This is a genomic window from Pararhizobium sp. IMCC3301 (assembly GCF_030758315.1).
Lineage (GTDB): Bacteria > Pseudomonadota > Alphaproteobacteria > Rhizobiales.
In genome coordinates this window covers 1027501-1043751 of sequence record NZ_CP132336.1, presented here as the reverse complement: position 1 = coordinate 1043751, position 16251 = coordinate 1027501, and the positions used below count along the sequence as shown (strand labels likewise).

Annotated in this window: 21 protein-coding genes and 1 pseudogene; 18 read left to right on the top strand and 4 right to left on the bottom strand. The window is 54.9% G+C overall.

All coding sequences use genetic code 11. The annotated features are described in order from the left end of the window. Positions 1-464 precede the first annotated feature (464 nt). A complete protein-coding gene (locus RAL88_RS04920; protein ID WP_371932143.1) occupies positions 465-920 on the bottom strand; it encodes a pseudoazurin in 456 nt (151 codons plus the stop codon). A 100-nt stretch (positions 921-1020) separates the two neighbouring features. Here RAL88_RS04920 and RAL88_RS04915 point away from each other — a divergent pair, with 100 nt between their 5' ends. Further along, entirely contained in the window at positions 1021-1713 is a 693-nt protein-coding gene (locus RAL88_RS04915; RefSeq protein WP_306267665.1) for a Crp/Fnr family transcriptional regulator, read from the top strand. Positions 1714-1881: 168 nt separating this feature from the next. On the opposite strand, the gene RAL88_RS04910 is transcribed toward RAL88_RS04915, so the two are convergent. After that, on the bottom strand, positions 1882-2103 hold the full coding sequence (locus RAL88_RS04910; RefSeq protein ID WP_306267663.1) for a hypothetical protein: 222 nt from the start codon (positions 2101-2103) through the stop codon (positions 1882-1884). A 170-nt stretch (positions 2104-2273) separates the two neighbouring features. Here RAL88_RS04910 and RAL88_RS04905 point away from each other — a divergent pair, with 170 nt between their 5' ends. After that, positions 2274-2654, top strand: coding sequence for a hypothetical protein (locus RAL88_RS04905; RefSeq protein WP_306267661.1), 381 nt, complete (start codon positions 2274-2276; stop codon positions 2652-2654). 339 nt (positions 2655-2993) lie between these two features. Here the strand turns inward: RAL88_RS04905 and RAL88_RS04900 are convergent, their stop codons facing one another. After that, positions 2994-3359, bottom strand: a complete 366-nt coding sequence (locus tag RAL88_RS04900) for a hypothetical protein (protein ID WP_306267660.1) — start codon at positions 3357-3359, stop codon at positions 2994-2996. A 30-nt stretch (positions 3360-3389) separates the two neighbouring features. Between RAL88_RS04900 and RAL88_RS04895 the strand changes: the two genes are divergently transcribed. After that, positions 3390-3998 (top strand): Panacea domain-containing protein, encoded by a 609-nt coding sequence (locus RAL88_RS04895; RefSeq protein WP_306267658.1) that lies wholly within the window; start codon positions 3390-3392, stop codon positions 3996-3998. 211 nt (positions 3999-4209) lie between these two features. On the opposite strand, the pseudogene RAL88_RS04890 reads toward RAL88_RS04895, so the two are convergent. Continuing rightward, positions 4210-4521, bottom strand: a pseudogene (locus tag RAL88_RS04890) (transposase); the annotation flags it as partial. A 320-nt stretch (positions 4522-4841) separates the two neighbouring features. Here RAL88_RS04890 and RAL88_RS04885 point away from each other — a divergent pair. The 15 genes from RAL88_RS04885 to RAL88_RS04815 all read left to right on the top strand — a co-directional run bounded on the left by RAL88_RS04885 (position 4842) and on the right by RAL88_RS04815 (position 16204). Further along, positions 4842-5345, top strand: a complete 504-nt coding sequence (locus RAL88_RS04885) for a hypothetical protein (protein WP_306267656.1) — start codon at positions 4842-4844, stop codon at positions 5343-5345. Beyond that, positions 5320-6648, top strand: coding sequence for a terminase large subunit domain-containing protein (locus RAL88_RS04880; RefSeq protein WP_306267655.1), 1329 nt, complete (start codon positions 5320-5322; stop codon positions 6646-6648). Before RAL88_RS04885 ends, RAL88_RS04880 begins: the two co-directional genes overlap by 26 nt. Before the next feature lie 177 nt (positions 6649-6825). Further along, positions 6826-7245 carry a hypothetical protein gene (locus RAL88_RS04875; RefSeq protein ID WP_306267653.1) on the top strand — a complete coding sequence of 140 codons (420 nt, stop codon included), beginning with the start codon at positions 6826-6828 and terminating at the stop codon, positions 7243-7245. Positions 7246-7292: 47 nt separating this feature from the next. Then, positions 7293-7712: a hypothetical protein gene (locus RAL88_RS04870; RefSeq protein WP_306267651.1), complete on the top strand. Its 420-nt coding sequence runs from the start codon at positions 7293-7295 to the stop codon at positions 7710-7712. A gap of 47 nt (positions 7713-7759) precedes the next feature. Next, entirely contained in the window at positions 7760-8188 is a 429-nt protein-coding gene (locus RAL88_RS04865) for a hypothetical protein (protein ID WP_306267650.1), read from the top strand. A gap of 63 nt (positions 8189-8251) precedes the next feature. Next, positions 8252-10690 (top strand): hypothetical protein, encoded by a 2439-nt coding sequence (locus RAL88_RS04860; protein WP_306267649.1) that lies wholly within the window; start codon positions 8252-8254, stop codon positions 10688-10690. A gap of 119 nt (positions 10691-10809) precedes the next feature. After that, entirely contained in the window at positions 10810-11478 is a 669-nt protein-coding gene (locus RAL88_RS04855; RefSeq protein WP_306267648.1) for a hypothetical protein, read from the top strand. 57 nt (positions 11479-11535) lie between these two features. Further along, the gene (locus RAL88_RS04850) at positions 11536-11763 is read left to right on the top strand and encodes a hypothetical protein (RefSeq protein WP_306267647.1); all 228 of its coding nucleotides are present in this window, start codon (positions 11536-11538) and stop codon (positions 11761-11763) included. Next, entirely contained in the window at positions 11753-12346 is a 594-nt protein-coding gene (locus RAL88_RS04845) for a hypothetical protein (RefSeq protein ID WP_306267645.1), read from the top strand. Before RAL88_RS04850 ends, RAL88_RS04845 begins: the two co-directional genes overlap by 11 nt. Beyond that, positions 12288-12488, top strand: coding sequence for a hypothetical protein (locus tag RAL88_RS04840; protein WP_306267643.1), 201 nt, complete (start codon positions 12288-12290; stop codon positions 12486-12488). The genes RAL88_RS04845 and RAL88_RS04840 overlap by 59 nt, the downstream gene beginning before the upstream one ends. Further along, positions 12489-14219, top strand: a complete 1731-nt coding sequence (locus RAL88_RS04835; RefSeq protein WP_306267641.1) for a portal protein — start codon at positions 12489-12491, stop codon at positions 14217-14219. A gap of 164 nt (positions 14220-14383) precedes the next feature. Next, positions 14384-14803 (top strand): hypothetical protein, encoded by a 420-nt coding sequence (locus RAL88_RS04830; protein WP_306267639.1) that lies wholly within the window; start codon positions 14384-14386, stop codon positions 14801-14803. A gap of 47 nt (positions 14804-14850) precedes the next feature. Next, complete coding sequence (locus tag RAL88_RS04825; protein ID WP_306267637.1) at positions 14851-15270, top strand: hypothetical protein; 420 nt, start codon at positions 14851-14853, stop codon at positions 15268-15270. 47 nt (positions 15271-15317) lie between these two features. Beyond that, positions 15318-15737: a hypothetical protein gene (locus tag RAL88_RS04820; protein ID WP_306267635.1), complete on the top strand. Its 420-nt coding sequence runs from the start codon at positions 15318-15320 to the stop codon at positions 15735-15737. A 47-nt stretch (positions 15738-15784) separates the two neighbouring features. Further along, positions 15785-16204: a hypothetical protein gene (locus RAL88_RS04815; RefSeq protein WP_306267633.1), complete on the top strand. Its 420-nt coding sequence runs from the start codon at positions 15785-15787 to the stop codon at positions 16202-16204. Positions 16205-16251: the final 47 nt, after the last annotated feature.

The window sequence follows — 16251 nt, the reverse complement described above, 5'->3', positions numbered from 1 at the left end:
AAATGCCCGGCTGTGGATTCTCGGATGTGACCCGCACATGGCAGGCAACTGCGCGTTGCGCCTTGACGTTTGTAGTGCAGGAAGCAAGTAGCCGACGGGTTTTGCAGATGGCCGGGCTGGATGTGTCATGACTATAGCCATTCCGGTCGGTGGTGGCATTGCCGGCATCAGGATCGGTGCGTGAGACGCTGGTTATCTTTAGGCCGCGCGCTTCTTCAGCGGCTACTCGCCCTGGGCCGCTTGATGTTGTCTGATGGTTGTAGCCAGATCATCGCATTGATGTGAGGCAGAAGATGATCTTCGGGATCAAGGCATCCAGCGTCATCATCAGCGCAATAGCGGCTGGTAGTGAAATCGGATTATTTCCATGATTCAATGAATCAAAAACCTCCGGCAGAAGCCGGAGGCCGGTCAGAGTCTGACAGGCCGCAACTTGCGGCCTGTCTTCATTTTAATACCTGATATCAATTTGTTGCGTCGTATTCCTCAAAGATTGAGTCAAAGCGCTTCTTGGCTTTGCCGCGATGCTTGACGGCGCGGGCAGTATCCTCGTTTTCTGAAGCACCCACGGCGATGACGGCCACCATGCCAAGTCCGTAATGGGGGGTGCATTTGACGCCGTAAAGTCCCTCTTCATCAACCGTCAGCTCGAAATCCTTGCTGATTTTGCTTTTGAATGGTTCGACACCTTCAGGAAGCATTCCCTCGATTGCTTCGGCGTTGTGACCCTTGTCGGATGACAGAAATTTAATGGTGTCACCTGGCATTGCCCTGATAAAATCGGGCTGGAATACCATGCCGCCTTTTTCGCCCTTGTTGAGCATCTGAATTTCGAATTCGGCAGCATTTGTCAGACCGGTGGTCAGCCCGAATGCCAGTCCGGCTCCGAAAAGTGTTGCTATGATGTGTGCTTTGCGCATTGTGTGCCCTTTCTGTTGCACTGGTTCGATGCCAGTGTGGTAACAGTGCCGGGCGCGGCCTACATTGCGCTGCATCAAACTCAGAAAGGTTTTCTGCAACGTGCTGGATGTTTCGCTGATTGCCAATTTGCCGCCCTTTGCGGATATTGCAAAGGACGCCCTGCAGGACCTATTAAAACAGGCCAAGCCGGTTCGCTTTAACCGCAATGATTACATATTTTCGGCCGGTGAACCGGCTGATTCGTTTTTTCTTCTGCTGGATGGATATATTCGTGTTGTACGGGTGACCCCTGACGGCGAGCAGGTGATTGCACGTTATATTTCGGCCGGTGAATTGTTCGGCGTTGCCCAGGCGCTGGGCCGCGATACTTACCCCGCCAATGCCGTCGCGGCGGCTGATTGCGTGGTGTTGCGATGGCCCGGAGATATCTGGCCTGAAGTGATTTCGCGATCTCCAACCTTTGCGACCAACACCTATCACATGGTGGGTGAACGTCTGCAGGATGCTCAAGACCGGATTGTGGAAATGGCCACGGAACGCGTGGAGCAGCGGGTTGCTCATGCGATTGTCAAGCTGGCCGATCAGACCGGGCGCAAAACCGACGATGGCATTGTGATTGATTTTCCGCTGTCGCGTCAGGATATCTCGGAGATGACTGGCACAACATTGCACACAGTCTCGCGACTGATGAGTGCCTGGGAACAGGCCGGCATGGTGAAAAGCGGGCGGCAGAAAATCACGGTGACGGAACATGACCGCCTGGTGACACTGGCCAACCATCCCAAGGAGTGACCGGCAGGCGCGGGCCGTTGTGCTGGGGCGCGAAAAAAACCGGATAAAACTGCTATCGGCCGGCGAAACAAATTGCGATACCGGAGTGCCTCTGCAATAAATAGAGCATCAGACGAGTTGATGATCGGAGCCGGTCATCCAATGCAGTTGGTACTTACAAATCAATATTCAGACCGTTGAATAAACATGCGACGGCGTGACCAGCCCGCGTGAAGTGCGGCTGCATTGTTTTTCCAGGCGGTGCAGGAGCGGCAGTTGGGGGCGCACAAAAAGCCGGAAAAAGCTGCCAGACAATGTTTCAAAAATCTTGTTGCTGTGAATGGAATATGCAAGAAATAGAGCATCGGGCGATGTGACGCTGTTGGCTTGTCCCGCCTGGTTTTCAGACATTTTTCCAGACACCAGTTTGATGTGATGTGAGGCAAGTGGCGTTTGCCGGTTGTGTCGCATTGTCGGGCAATTACTGGCAGGCCGCCCCCACTTGGAAATGTTCGGCCATATGTATCAGTAACACCAAATGACACATAGCAGATTCACCGCGTTTCAGCCAGTCTTACGGCATGGCAAATGGATACGAACTCACCCTTTCAGGGTTAATCAGAAAGCGCGCCGAACTGGCTGGCGATATAGAGCGCCTGCACAAAGAATTGCGCCAGATGGTATCGGATCTGGAAAATTTCGATGGAACGATTTTGTTGTTTTATCCGTCCTATGAAGATCGGATCATAAAGCCCAAGGCATTCCGCCCGCCTAATGATTGGGCCAACAGAGGCCAAATGGCCCACGCTGTATTGAGATATATTCAGACAAGCCACAGAACCGCTCACATCGCAGGATATAGCCTTGCAGATGATGAAAATGCGGGCATTGAACACAGACGACACAAAGCTGGTGAGGACTATGACAAAACGTTGCGGCGTTGCGTTAAGAGGCAAACGTGACAGAGGCGCTGCGCGGTTACAGCAGGGGCCGGCGCAGTACATGATTTGGGAACTAAGCAAATGACCTATGACCCGCCGCTAGATGCTGGAATTGTCGCCGCTGTGGCGGTATTGCAGAAGGCTGGAATAGAAACATTTGAATCGTGTGAGGGCGGCGACGGACATGCATACCCAGAACCTACAGTGCGATTTTATGGCGAGCGCGAGACAGGATTCAGGGCGCTCGCAGCGGCGATGGTAAATCAGCTCCCCGTCACTGCAATACGGAGGACATGGCCAGTGAATGACGGAGAGCCTACAGGTCCGTGGTGGGAGATTACATTTTCACCCAAATAGAAATTAGCTCAGTCGAGCGCATTCCTTACAAAGCGGCTTGCCGCCTGCGCCCTGCCTGAGATTTTCTTTTTCAATGTTGTTTCCCGTGTTGCATTCGGTGTTGTTATGATGAACCTGTTGTTTGGTTGAATGCCAAGGTGATTTTTTAGCCATGATAATCAATCCTTTCGTGATTGCAGCCGATACGGAATCTCTATGGTTGTAGTGATTCGGCTTTACTATAATAGGGCGAGTCATCCATGCGGGCAAATAAGGCTGGGCAGTATATGGTTTGGGAAGTGGTGCGCTAAGCCATTGATTGAATCTAATTTTTTCTTTTGAATCAATAACTTGCTGAATCAAAACCTTTCTGTTAACATTATAGCGCACTATATACGTCTACTAATTAGGAACTTAGTCATGCAATTCGATAGGGCAAAATATAAAACCATAATTTTGTACGTGTCCTCCAATTGTGACAGATCGCAGTTAGGGGCCGTCAAACTCCATAAGGTGCTTTATTTTCTCGACATGATGCACTACGCGCTTATTGGCGCGCCGGTGACAGGCTCGACATATAGAAAGCGCCCTCACGGGCCGACTTCTGACGAGTTACTGGTGACACTTCGGGATATGGAGTCAGAAGGAATTCTTAAAATTGAGGAGGGTGACTATTTCGGGTTTCGAAAGAAGGAGTATATCCCATTAGTCGAGCCAGAGATTGATCGCCTGAATAAGGTCGAGCGCCTAATGTTGGATGAAATGATTGAATTTGTGTGTCGCAACAACACGGCAAAGACAATTAGCCAGTTTAGCCATAATCGCGCTTGGGAAATAGCTGATTTTGGAGAAGAATTGCCCTATCATAGCGCTCTCCACATTTTTCCCAGTGAGGTATCGCCGGATGCCCTTGATTGGGCAGCAGGCGAGGCAGAGGAAATTGAGGCTGAGAGATCGAAAGCAGACTCCTTGGGTTTTACGGATTATGCCACTTTTCGAGCGCGCGTTTTACAAGAGAGCCACGCATAACGAAGGGCTTTGGGACGTCCTTGATAGTTTCGAAGCAGCAGTTTGCAAGGATCCTCGGATGGTGGGCGAGCCACATCTTGGTTTCCCCGGCGGAAAGGTTTGGGTTTATCAGTCGCCCTCACTGATCAGAATACCAGCAGTGAATATCTTGTATGAGATCAACGACAATGATGGTGTCGTGTTGTGTTGGAGTCTTCGTTTGGCAGTCTAACTAAGCCGCCCGTTGCCAATATCCAGCCCAATTCCGGCTGACCGGTTGATGCAAAGCCAACCCAAAAAGCCCAAAAGCATTTCCGCCATTTGAACGCCTGCGAATATCTTCACTCCATGCCGCGTGATGTGCGTACTGGTGCAGATATTGCGGTGACACACCATGATGTTGGCCCTGAACCATACGGCGAAGGCGCGAGAAATAGCTTTCAACCTGATTTGTGCAGATGCCTTCGAGCGAGTATGCCTCACTGTGATTGATGCGGCCAGTCTCCCAACCGTCGCGGAGCGCATCCCAATGGCTGGCTTCCTCGCGTTCTTCGCATCCATATTGCTGGCGCTGGACGTTGGCCAGGCCGCAAAGTCATGGGGTCTTTTTTCGACGGTCTTTTCGCAGCAGTATTTTTACATCTGGCATACGGTCTCAGTGGCAATCTGTGCGGTGCCGGTTATCAGCGTGTTCTCGGGCCGGTACGTGGTCAAAAGCGCAAAGGATTGCGCGAAGCATTGCCACAGCCAACTCACAACGGCAATGCAAGATCAAACTGCAGACGTGAAAGTCCCAGCCTAATAATCTTGGTGCGCGTGCTACATAAGGCCGGAAATGTGTCCAGCAGACAGACCGGGAATTCTATGACCGAAACAGGGCTGTGCAGCGCGCGCTTTGAACAGGCTTTTGCGCTGACGTCCGAGCAGGAAGCGTTTGCCGCTGCCTATGTAGCAAGCGGACATGCGCCGCAGGCCTTCCGGTTTGCATTCGCTGTGCCGAACGAGGTGGCGGATGAGATTGTCTGGCATGACGCCAGCGCAGCGCTGGCCAATCACGATGTGGTGCTGCGCATTATGGCGTTGCAGGAAGCCGGCAGCGATGACGTGCGTGGAGAGGCAATTTCCGCCTCACAAAGTGCGCACCGCACACAAGACGCCGATATTCGTGCTCTGACATGGGAACTGGAAAACGCCCGCGCCAAGGCGATGGCCGATGACAAGGGTGCCAGTACAGCCGTTTCGGCGACACTGGGCAAAGCCAGATTGCTGGGGCTGATGGCCGACAAGCGCGAACCGGCAGCCACGCTGAGTGTGGCGATAATCGATTTTGCAAAGATGAATGATGAGCCAGATAATCCTGCCGAATAACTGGACACCGCGCAGCTACCAGATACCGGTGATGGCCTATCTGGATGGTGGCGGCAAACGCGCCGTTTCGCTTTGGCACAGACGCGCCGGCAAGGATTCCGCCGGACTGAACTATGCCGCCAAGGAAATGTTCCGCCGCCCTGGAGTGTACTGGCATTTGCTGCCCTCGCAGCGCCAGGCGCGCAAGGTGGTGTGGAACAATGTCGACCGCGAGGGGCGGCGCATGATCGATCAGGCTTTTCCGGACGCATTACGTGCCCGCAAGCTGAGCGATGAAATGCTGATTGAATTCAAAAACGGTGCAGTGTGGCAACTCGCCGGAGCCGACAATTACGATGCGCTGGTGGGTGCCAACCCGGTAGGCGTGGTGTTTTCCGAATGGGCTCTGACAAACCCGCAATCATGGGATTTCATTCGTCCGATCCTGATGGAAAATGGCGGCTGGGCCTGGTTCAACACCACGCCGCGCGGGCGCAACCATGCTTACCGGATGGCCATCATGGCACAGAAAAATCCGGCCTGGTTTTTCGAGCGGCTGACCATTGAGGACACGCAGGTTCTGACGGCGGCGCATATACAGGAAGAACGTCTGTCGGGCATGTCGGAAGAAAAGATTCAGCAGGAATATTACTGCTCCTTTGAGGCCGCGGAGTCCGTGCAGTTCATCAGCTATGAACATATCGACCAGGCATTGGAGCGGACAATGGAAGACCCGCAGCGCCCGGTTATCCTGGGGCTGGATGTGGCGCGGTTTGGCGATGACCGGTCAGCGCTGGCCATCCGCCACGGCGACAAGTTGATGAAAATCATCACATGGCAGGGACTGGACACGATGCAGACTGCCTCCAAGGTGGCGGAAATCGCCGAGCGCGAGAGTCCGGACCGTATTTTTGTCGATGGTGTGGGCGTTGGCGGCGGTGTGGTGGACCGGCTGCGGCAATTGGGACTGAGGGCGGTGGATGTCAATGCGGGTGGTCGCGCCACAGAGCACACCAGATATTTCAACAAGCGTGCCGAATGCTGGGGGCGCATGCGCGACTGGTTGAAAAACCGTGGTGCCCTGACACCAAATCCCGAGCTGGAACTCGATCTGCAAGGCCCGGAATACAGTTATGACGCGAACAACCGCATTCAACTTGAGAAGAAAGACGACATGAAGAAACGCGGTATTCCATCGCCTGATCTGGGGGACGCGCTGGCACTGACATTTGCCGAACGAGTTGCAACGGCGATGGTTTCGGCTGCGGATTATGCCGATCAAACCTGCCATGCAGGGATGGCTGATCCGCTGGCAGGGTATTGAGGGTTCAGCATACCGCCCGCCGCGCGCAGATGCGATATATTATGGGCAGGTTGCCGTGTTCTGTACATGATGCGAAAAGGCAGATGTCCGATAATCCAGTCTGTTGCAGTGAACCTCCAATGGAAGATTGCGGGCAGGCCGGTGCCTTGCGAATGTCCGATCTGAAGGAGTGCTTTGATGACCGATAAAAGCATGTTTACTGAACTGGACCAGTATCAGTGGTTCAACGATATTGACGAGCTGGCAGATGCTTCCAATCTGGACCTGTCCACACGCTGTCTGGCCGACATTCCACCGGCGCCTTTAAGCCTTGTGCTGGCAATCATGCAGGAGACAGTCAGCCGGCCGGAGGTCGTTGCCGCCTGGAGCAGTGCGCCGCTGGATGGACAGATCGGGCCGGAAGAAAGCTTCCTGCTAAGGTGGTACAATGACTATCTGGATTACAAATACGGCAACGAGACAATGGCTGTCGATGAGGCCCGAGGCCATATGAGGCGCCTGGTACACGGTGTCTACAGCAGCGTGGACGACCCGAAGCTGCGGGCGGCGCTGCTGGCTGATGATGACATCTATGATGATGGGGAGACACCCGCCTAGGGCATTGCTGCCTGATGCACATGTGTATTTCATGAAGGAGCTCTGCCGTGACCGACAAAACCATGTTTACCGAAATGGACCAGTATCAGTGGTTCAATGATATTGACGAATTGAGTAAAGTTGCGAAACTTAACACGTCACGTCGTCTGATGTCTGAAATTCCACCGGCGCCACTGAGCCTTGTGCTGACTATCATCAAAGATATGACCAGCCGACCGGAGATCATGGCTGCTTACGGCAGCGCGCCGGTTAAAGGGCAGATCGAGCCGGAAGAAGGTTATCTCCTGATGTGGTTCAGTGACTATCTGACCTACAAATATGGCAATGAGACCCAAGCCGTCGATGAGGCGAAAAGCTATATGAGAGAGTTGGCAAATGGCGTCTATATCGGTCCGGACGATCCGAAGCTGCGGGCCGTGCTGATTGCCGATGACGACATTTACGATGATGGCGTGACACCCGCCTAGGGCTCTGCTGCCTGATGCAGATGTGTATGTCATGAAGGAGCTTTGCCATGACCGACAAAAGCATGTTTACTGAAATGGACCAGTATCAGTGGTTCAACGATATTGACGATCTGGAAAAGGTTGCGAAGGTCGATTATTCGGTTCGTCCGTGGACTGATATTCCACCGGCTCCACTGAGCCTCGTGCTGACCATCATCAAAGATATGACCAGCCGCCCGGAGATCATGGCGGCTTACGGCAGCGCGCCGGTCAATGGGCAGATCGAGCCGGAAGAAAGCTATCTCCTGTCTTGGTTCAGTGATTATCTGACCTACAAATATGGCAATGAGACCCGGGCCGTCGATGAGGCCAGAAGCTATATGAGAGAGTTGGCAAATGGTGTCTATAGCGGCCCGGACGATCCGAAGCTGCGGGCTGCTCTGATTGCCGATGACGACATTTACGATGATGGAGAGATACCCGCTCAGGGCGCGTAGCTTTCTTCCAGTTTCTCACAGATTTATTTTTATCCACACTTTTAGCCAAGTGAGTGCATTTCCATGGCCAATCGGAAACTGGCAACAAACGGCAGACTCTATGTTTATGCCGATACTAATTTTCTGCAGCAATTTTACGTCGCCGGCGGCAGAAAAGCCTGGGACCGGCTTATAAGCCGGGGTGAGCGTTTAATCGTCACGTCCGTAATTCTGGAGGAAATGGAAAAATCTAATTTCGGTAAGGAATTCGAGATTTGGATGAAGAAAAACAGATCTCAGATGGAGCCGTCGAAGATTACGTTCAAACAGCTCAATGACGCTGATCCGGATCGACAGACACCCTATACACGGGCCGGGGCTGGAGATGGGGCAGGTGATGCTTCTATCCGTTTAAGCGTGAAGAACATGCTGGAAAAACATCCTGACCGACAGGTCCAGCTCGTTTCCGGTGACCAAAGTTTGGTAAACTACTTCCGGCAAGAGAGCATGCGCCCCGGCAATAATATACTGCTGCCGCATCGGGGAATTTTCGGGTTTTTACGAACAGAACTGTTTGAAGGCCGCATCAAGAATGAGATTTATGATGCGTATACAAGCCGAATTCGCGCAAACTTCAAAGTCCTGGACTCTATTTCGCCTGATTTTCGAGACCAGGGAGAAACGGCGCAACAACTGAAGGCGTCTTCTCCAGAATGGCAGACCGGTGACTATCCTGATCCGCGCAACGAAGATCCGGAGTTCGCAAAAGAAAATCGCTCCAGAGTAGAAGCTGAAAAAGAAAAACGCCGGTTGAGTGATGCCGAGCGAGGTACGGGTGGGAAATCCAGTGGCAGCCCGGACGGATCGCTTAATCTGCTTGGCAGAACAAATGCGCGCAAGGTGCTGCGTGGTCTGGGCGTGGTTGGCGATGTTGCAGAATTTGTGCTTGTGGTCGAAGAGGCCGCTAATCTGATTCAGCAGGATAACTTGCCTGAGGCCGAACGCGTGCTGGGCAGTTTTATTGGTGGCCTTGGCGGTTCGGCAGTTGGTGCTGCCGCAGCGGGTTTAACTGCCGGGGCAGTTTTGTCGATGACCGGCGCAGGTAGCTTTGTTGGTGTGCCTGTGATGGTTGTCAGTGTCCTGGTTGGCGGATTTCTGGGAGACGTTGCAGGAAGGGAATTTGCCGGCTTTCTGGTTGAAGAGATTCAGTTACGGCAAGCCAAAGGTGAATCCCTTCTCTTGGATGATATTATTGAACTTTTTAAGGGATATTCGGAAAAGAACGGAATGGATGTCGAGGGATTGAACATTCCGTCGGCTGATACCGATGACCGGGCAATGTCAATTGACATCCCCGACGGCAGGGATGCTCAGGTGCTGATTGAGCGGAGCTGGGACATTGTGCAGCAAAGTGCTGACCGGGAGGCCGCGCAGAAATCGTTCGATACAGGGTTGAGCCAGGCCGATCTGGAGCTGATGCCGGAAGGTGTGAAGCAGGCAATGGAAATGCAGACTCTCAAGCGTGAAGTCACAGCCGCAGCTGCAGAGTTCGCAGCCGCCTCCGGGGCTGCCGGAGAGAATGCGGGTGCAATTGAAAACGGTGCGGTTAATGGAACAAACAATGAACAGGAACCGGTTGTGGTGCCAACGCCGCGGCCACGCCCGCAACTGACGCCGGTGAGGCAAGGTGTGTTGAAGGGCATGGCCGATGATGAGCGGCTGGTGCTGGCGGCGGAGTTTGTGGCGCACAAGGGGCGCACGGAGACGGATGCGGCCGAAGCATCGATGATCGAGCGCATGGAGGTGCAGCGCAAGATGGCGCAGGACCTCGCCGATCTGAAAGCGGGCAAGCTGTCGAGTGTGTGGAAAGAGGCGGGCTATCCCAAAGCTGTGCGTGATGTGCTTGGCGAAGAGGCCTATCAGAGTTTTGTCGATGAGCGGCTGGAAGCAGGCCTGCTTTCTAATGCAACAGCCGGTCTGCATCTGATGCAAAATGCCGATCTGCAGGGAATTGCTGATGGAACGGCAGAAATTAAAGCGCCACATGAGAAACTTGCAGAGTTGATGACGCCCAAAGTGCTGGCGGCAGCCGCCGCACGCGCTACAGATATTTTGCAGATGCGCCGGGCCAAGCCGTCTGACGCTGTGTTGCTGTCTGCCGACCTGGCGAAACGCAAAGCACAGTTTGATGCCAGCTTTGATACCGGGGCTGCTGTTGACGGGGAAGAGATGGCTGCGTTTCTGTTTTATCTGGACGCGGCGCAGCGCGAGATTGGCACGGCAGAAGCAAACATTGAACCGATCCCGCAAAGCTGGGCGAAACAGGTGGCGGCGCGGTTTGAAACGCCGCTTGCCAGCGGAGCCGCCACGCCGGACCGGCGCAGCCGTGAAACTGAGATCAAGCAGCATTATGCAGAGCTGCAGCAAAGCTTCGGGCCACGCACCGACGATGTGATTGCCTATAGTCTGGGCCGGTTTGCAAGTGATGCAAAACCGCCGGAAAGACAGGGCTTCGCCCGTTGAAATCCGGTTTACCTGGCTTGCGGGAATGGTTGGTATTTCCGGCAAATCGCGAGTTCAATGCACCCATAAAATCCAATCCAGCATGACGGATTTTTGACCTTTTTCTGACAGGACATAAAATGGCAAGACTACCGGATTACCGCGCGCAACGAGGACTGGATACCGGTTCGGCGCAACAGCTTTCCGTTGATACATCCGGTTTGCAGCGGCTTGATCAGTTCGGCCGGACGGTCGAGAAGGCCGGTCTGGCTGCGGCTCAATACGCGCAGCGAAATGCAGATTTGCAGAACAAACGGGAAAGCGTTGACGCGGAACAGCAATATAACCAGCTCAAACCGAAGCTCGAACAGGATCTGGCAACGGTGGTGGCACAGGTGCCGGAAAGCGGTAGCGGACTTCATGACCGCTTTATGGCCGTGGCCTTTGACGCCCGCGCCACAGAGCTGATCGATCTTGTGCCGGAGAACCAGCAGGCGCTGTTTGAGAAACGGCTCACGCAGGACCGGGAGCTGTGGTCGCAGCAGGTGGCGCGGCGCGAGCGTGACCAGACCTATGCGTATGCGACACAGGTGATCGCGGACAGCCAGAGCCAGATGCTGAACGACATCAGTTCTGCGGCGTTCGATGATCGCATGGAGCAATTGTTCGCGGTGGTTGAGGCAGCCCCCTTGCCGAAGGTGATGCAGGTTCAGATGAGACGTGAGATGGAGCAGTCATCGCGCTTTCAGACAGCCCGCAAGGAAGCTGATGCTGAAGCGGCCGACTGGTTGGGAGCCATACTGGAATAGAGCCCGGCCGAACGATCCGCTCAACTGAAAATGTCTACTCAATCGAAGGGTATATTCATGATTGATGACACGATTCCGGCTGTCCTGCCGGTGGCTGCCGCCGCACTGATTGCGCTGGCTCTGATTGTTCGGGACCATGCGGCGGCGTTCCGGCTTGTGCTGCCCCGATCTGGTGCGGACCGGCGGCGCCCTGCGTCCGCTGATGCCGACCGGAAGAGGGATTATCTGTGGTCTGCGACATCTTTGGCCTTTCCGCTGGCGGCGGTTACTGCGCTTGTCCGGTAAATTTGAGGTCGGGCCTGCCAATGTGCGCGATGTGTCGTACATAGCGGGCAATTTGCGAGCATGTGACCGGCAGGAGATTTTCTGCCAGTTGCCTGCGGGCACCAGGGCCGGGGATATCGGCTTTATCTGCACCCGACCCGGCACCAGTTTTGTCGCCTATCTGGATGGCAGGCCGGTGATGGTGTTTGGGTTTGACCCCATTACGCTTGCCGGAAACGCGCTGAATGCCTGGGCCTTTGGCACAGGGAACAGCCGCCATGTGGTGCGCCATGTGACCGGATGGGTGAAGGATAATCTGCTGCGCGAGTGGATCTGCAACGGGGTCACGCGGATTGAGGCGCGGTCCATTGCGCAGCATACATCCGCCCATCGCTGGCTGAAGGCGATTGGCGCAGTGGAAGAGGGGCCGATTGGCGGCCTTGGCCGGGACGGCGAGAATTTCATTTTATTTGCATGGCACCGCAACAGGTTGAAGCCGACGCTTCGCCTGCTGAGCCGCTTTATGGAGACCAGGAAACATGTGCATGTCGAAACCGAAAATTGCAACGCCGAAACCGCTGCCGACACCGCCAAAGCGCGATGAAGACGCAACATTGCTGCAGGATGCCCGCCGCCGGGCGCGCAATGCCCGAGGTGCTGCCGGATCGGTGTTCACCTCTGCGCTTGGGGATGCCGGTTTCGGGCGCTCTGTCAGCAGGGCGACGCTGCTGGGACAGAGCGCCTAGATGGGCGTCGTGGAAGACCTGCTGGACAGGCAGGCAGCGCTGGCAAAAGACCGTTACCAATGGGAACAACACTGGCTGGATGTTGCCAATTATGCGCTGCCCAATGTGGACCGGTTTGACAGGCTGTTCAACAATGGCACCAGCCAGATGGACAGTTGGGCGAGCGGCCCGAAAGGCGCGGACCGGGCGCGGGCGATATACGATACTACCAGCCTTTGGGCGGTGGACCGGGGCGTTGCCGGCTTCATGTCGCTGATCACGCCGCAATCGGAGACCTGGCACGGCATTGCCAGCCAGGATGCGCTGACAGACAGCAGTGACCAGGAAACCGATGAATGGTCGGAGAAGTTCGCAAACTATCTGCACAAGATGCGCAACAATCCGCAGACCGGATTCTGGATTTCACACAAATCGGCCCTGCGGGCGATGTGGGCGCTGGGCACCGGCATTCAGTTTGTCAGCGAAAACCTGCAGCGCGGCGCCGATGCGCCGATGTCGTATCGCTATGTGCAATTGTCGGAAAGCTACCTGGCAACCAATTATGAGGGCATTGTCGATACCAATTTCCGCTGTTTCACCAAGACGGCGGCGCAGTGCCTGGCCAAATGGGGCGATAAATGCTCCGCCGATGTACGCGCCAAAGCGGTTGATGCCAAGAGCAAGGACCAGATGGTGGACCTGGTTCATGCAGTGCTGCCGCGCGCGAAACGCGGTTCCGGGCTGAACACACGGCGCAACGCGCCCTGGGCGGAATTCTACTTTGAGCGCAAGACCAAACATGTGCTGCATGAAGGCGGCTATAACGCATTTCCCTATGTGGTCTACCACTGGAACCAGATGGGCAATGATGCCTATTCGGAAGGCCCGATGGCGCTGGCACTGGCGGAAGTCAAAAGCCTGAATGCCTTGTCGAAGGATGCGCTCAGGGCCTCACAGCAGGCAGTCAATCCGCCTACGGCCAGCATTGATGATGGGTTCGGGCGGGTGAACCTCAACCCCGGCAAGAACAATCCCGGCCTGGTGTCGGCAGACGGCCGGCTGCTGGTGCAGCCGATTGTCACGGCGCCGCGTCCGGATTTCGCCGAAAGCGTTCTGAATATCAAACGTGAGCAGATCAAGGAAAGCCTCTACGTCAATCTCTGGCAATTGCTGATCAATTCGCCGAACATGACCGCGACAGAGGCGCTGATCCGGGCAGAGGAAAAAGGGCAGCTGCTCGGGCCTGCCGCCGCTTCGCTTTATACGGGCATTGCCCGGCTGGTGGATGTGGAAACGCAATATCTGGTGGAACGCGGGGCGTTTGAGCCTGACCAGCCGCTGGCGCTGCCCCAAGCGATGCAGGGCAAAGAAATCGCTGTGCAGATGGACACACCGCTGGACAGGATGCGCCGCGCCAGCCAGGTGACCGGCATGCAGCGCACGCTGGAATTCGGTGCGACCCTTGCGCAGCTGAAACAGGACCCGGCGATTTTGAACAAATTCGATGAGGACACCATGCTGGATACGGCGCGCAAAGTGTTCGGAGCTCCTGCCAGTATGTTCAAGACGGCCGAAGAAGTGCAGCAAGCACGCGCCGAAACGGCGCAGATGGAACAGATGATGCAGGCCATTTCGATTGCCAAGGCCGGCGGCGCGGCCGCCAAGGCGGTCGGCGAGGGCGCACAGGCTGTGGAAAGCTCTCCGGCTTTGACCGGATTGGCCGCCGGGGCGGTGCCAATCCAGGGCCAGTGATTTGCTCATTCCAGAGCGTGCGGTAGATGTCAGGTGTTCAGGTCGTATTCAAACTGCATGCATATCTGAAAACCGACGCCATTTTGAACCGCGCCATTTTGTGGATGTGGTATCCATTCCGCGCTGCCTGATGCAGATTGTGTATTTCATGAAGGAGTTCTGCCATGACCGACAAAACCATGTTTACCGAACTGGACCAGTATCAGTGGTTCAACGATATTGACGAGCTGGCAGATGCTTCAAATCTGGACCTGTCCACACGCTGTCTGGCCGACATTCCACCGGCGCCTTTAAGTCTTGTGCTGACAATCATGCAGGAGACAGTCAGCCGGCCGGAGGTCGTTGCCGCCTGGAGCAGCGCACCGCTGGACGGACAGATCGGGCCGGAAGAAAGCTTCCTGTTAAGGTGGTACAATGACTATCTGGATTACAAATATGGCAACGAGACAATGGCCGTCGATGAGGCCCGAGGCCATATGAGACGCTTGGTACACGGTGTCTATAGCGGTGTGGACGACCCGAAGCTTCGGGCGGCGCTGCTTGCTGATATTGACGTCTATGATGACGGCGTGACATCGGCCTAAGGAATTGCTGCCTGATGCAGATGTGTATTTGACGAAGGGGTTCTGCCATGACCGACAAAAGCATGTTTACTGAAATGGACCAGTATCAGTGGTTCAACGATATTGACGATCTGGAAAAGGTTGCGAAGGTCGATTATTCGGTTCGTCCGTGGACTGATATTCCACCGGCTCCACTGAGCCTCGTGCTGACCATCATCAAAGATATGACCAGCCGCCCGGAGATCATGGCGGCTTACGGCAGCGCGCCGGTCAATGGGCAGATCGAGCCGGAAGAAAGCTATCTCCTGTCTTGGTTCAGTGATTATCTGACCTACAAATATGGCAATGAGACCCAAGCCGTCGATGAGGCCAAAAGCCGTATGAGAAAGCTGGCAAACGGTGTCTTTAGTGGCCCTGACGATCCGAAGTTGCGGGCTGCTCTGATTGCCGATGACGACATTTACGATGATGGAGAGCCAGCCGCCTAAGGCTCTGCTGCCTGATGCAGATCTGTATGTCATGAAGGAGCTTTGCCATGACCGATAAAACCATGTTTACCGAACTGGACCAGTATCAGTGGTTCAACCAGATTGATGATCTGGCAGATGCTTCCAATCTGGACCTGTCCACACGCTGTCTGGCCGACATTCCACCGGCACCTTTAAGTCTTGTGCTGACAATCATGCAGGAGATAGTCACCCGGCCGGAGGTCGTTGCCGCCTGGAGCAGCGCACCGCTGGACGGGCAGATCGGGCCGGAAGAAAGCTTCCTGTTAAGGTGGTACAATGACTATCTGGATTACAAATACGGCAACGAGACAATGGCCGTGGATGAAGCTACAAGCCATATGAGGCTCCTGGTAAATGGTGTCTATAGCGGTGTGGACGACCCGAAGCTTCGGGCGGCGCTGCTTGCTGATATTGACGTCTATGATGACGGCGTGACATCGGCCTAAGGAATTGCTGCCTGATGCAGATGTGTATTTGACGAAGGGGTTCTGCCATGACCGACAAAAGCATGTTTACCGAACTGGACCAGTATCAGTGGTTCAACGATATTGACGCGTTGGAAGAAGCTTCCAATCTGGACCTGTCCTCCCGCTTGCTGTCGGATACTCCACCGGCACCATTAAGCCTTGTGTTGACAATCATGCAGGAAATAGTCAGCCGGCCGGAGGTCGTTGCCGCCTGGAGCAGTGCGCCGATGGACGGGCAGATCGGGCCGGAAGAAAGCTTCCTGTTGATGTGGTACAGCAACTATCTGGATTACAAATACGGCAACGAGACAACGGCGGTCGATGAAGCCACAGGCCATATGAGACGCTTGGTACACGGTGTCTATAGCGGTGTCGATGACCCGAAGCTTCGAGCGGCGCTGCTTACTGAAGGCATCGTCTATGACGACGGGGAGACAGCCGCCTAGGTCGCATTCTTTCCCGATTTCCGCAAAATTCCGTTCTGTCCACACTT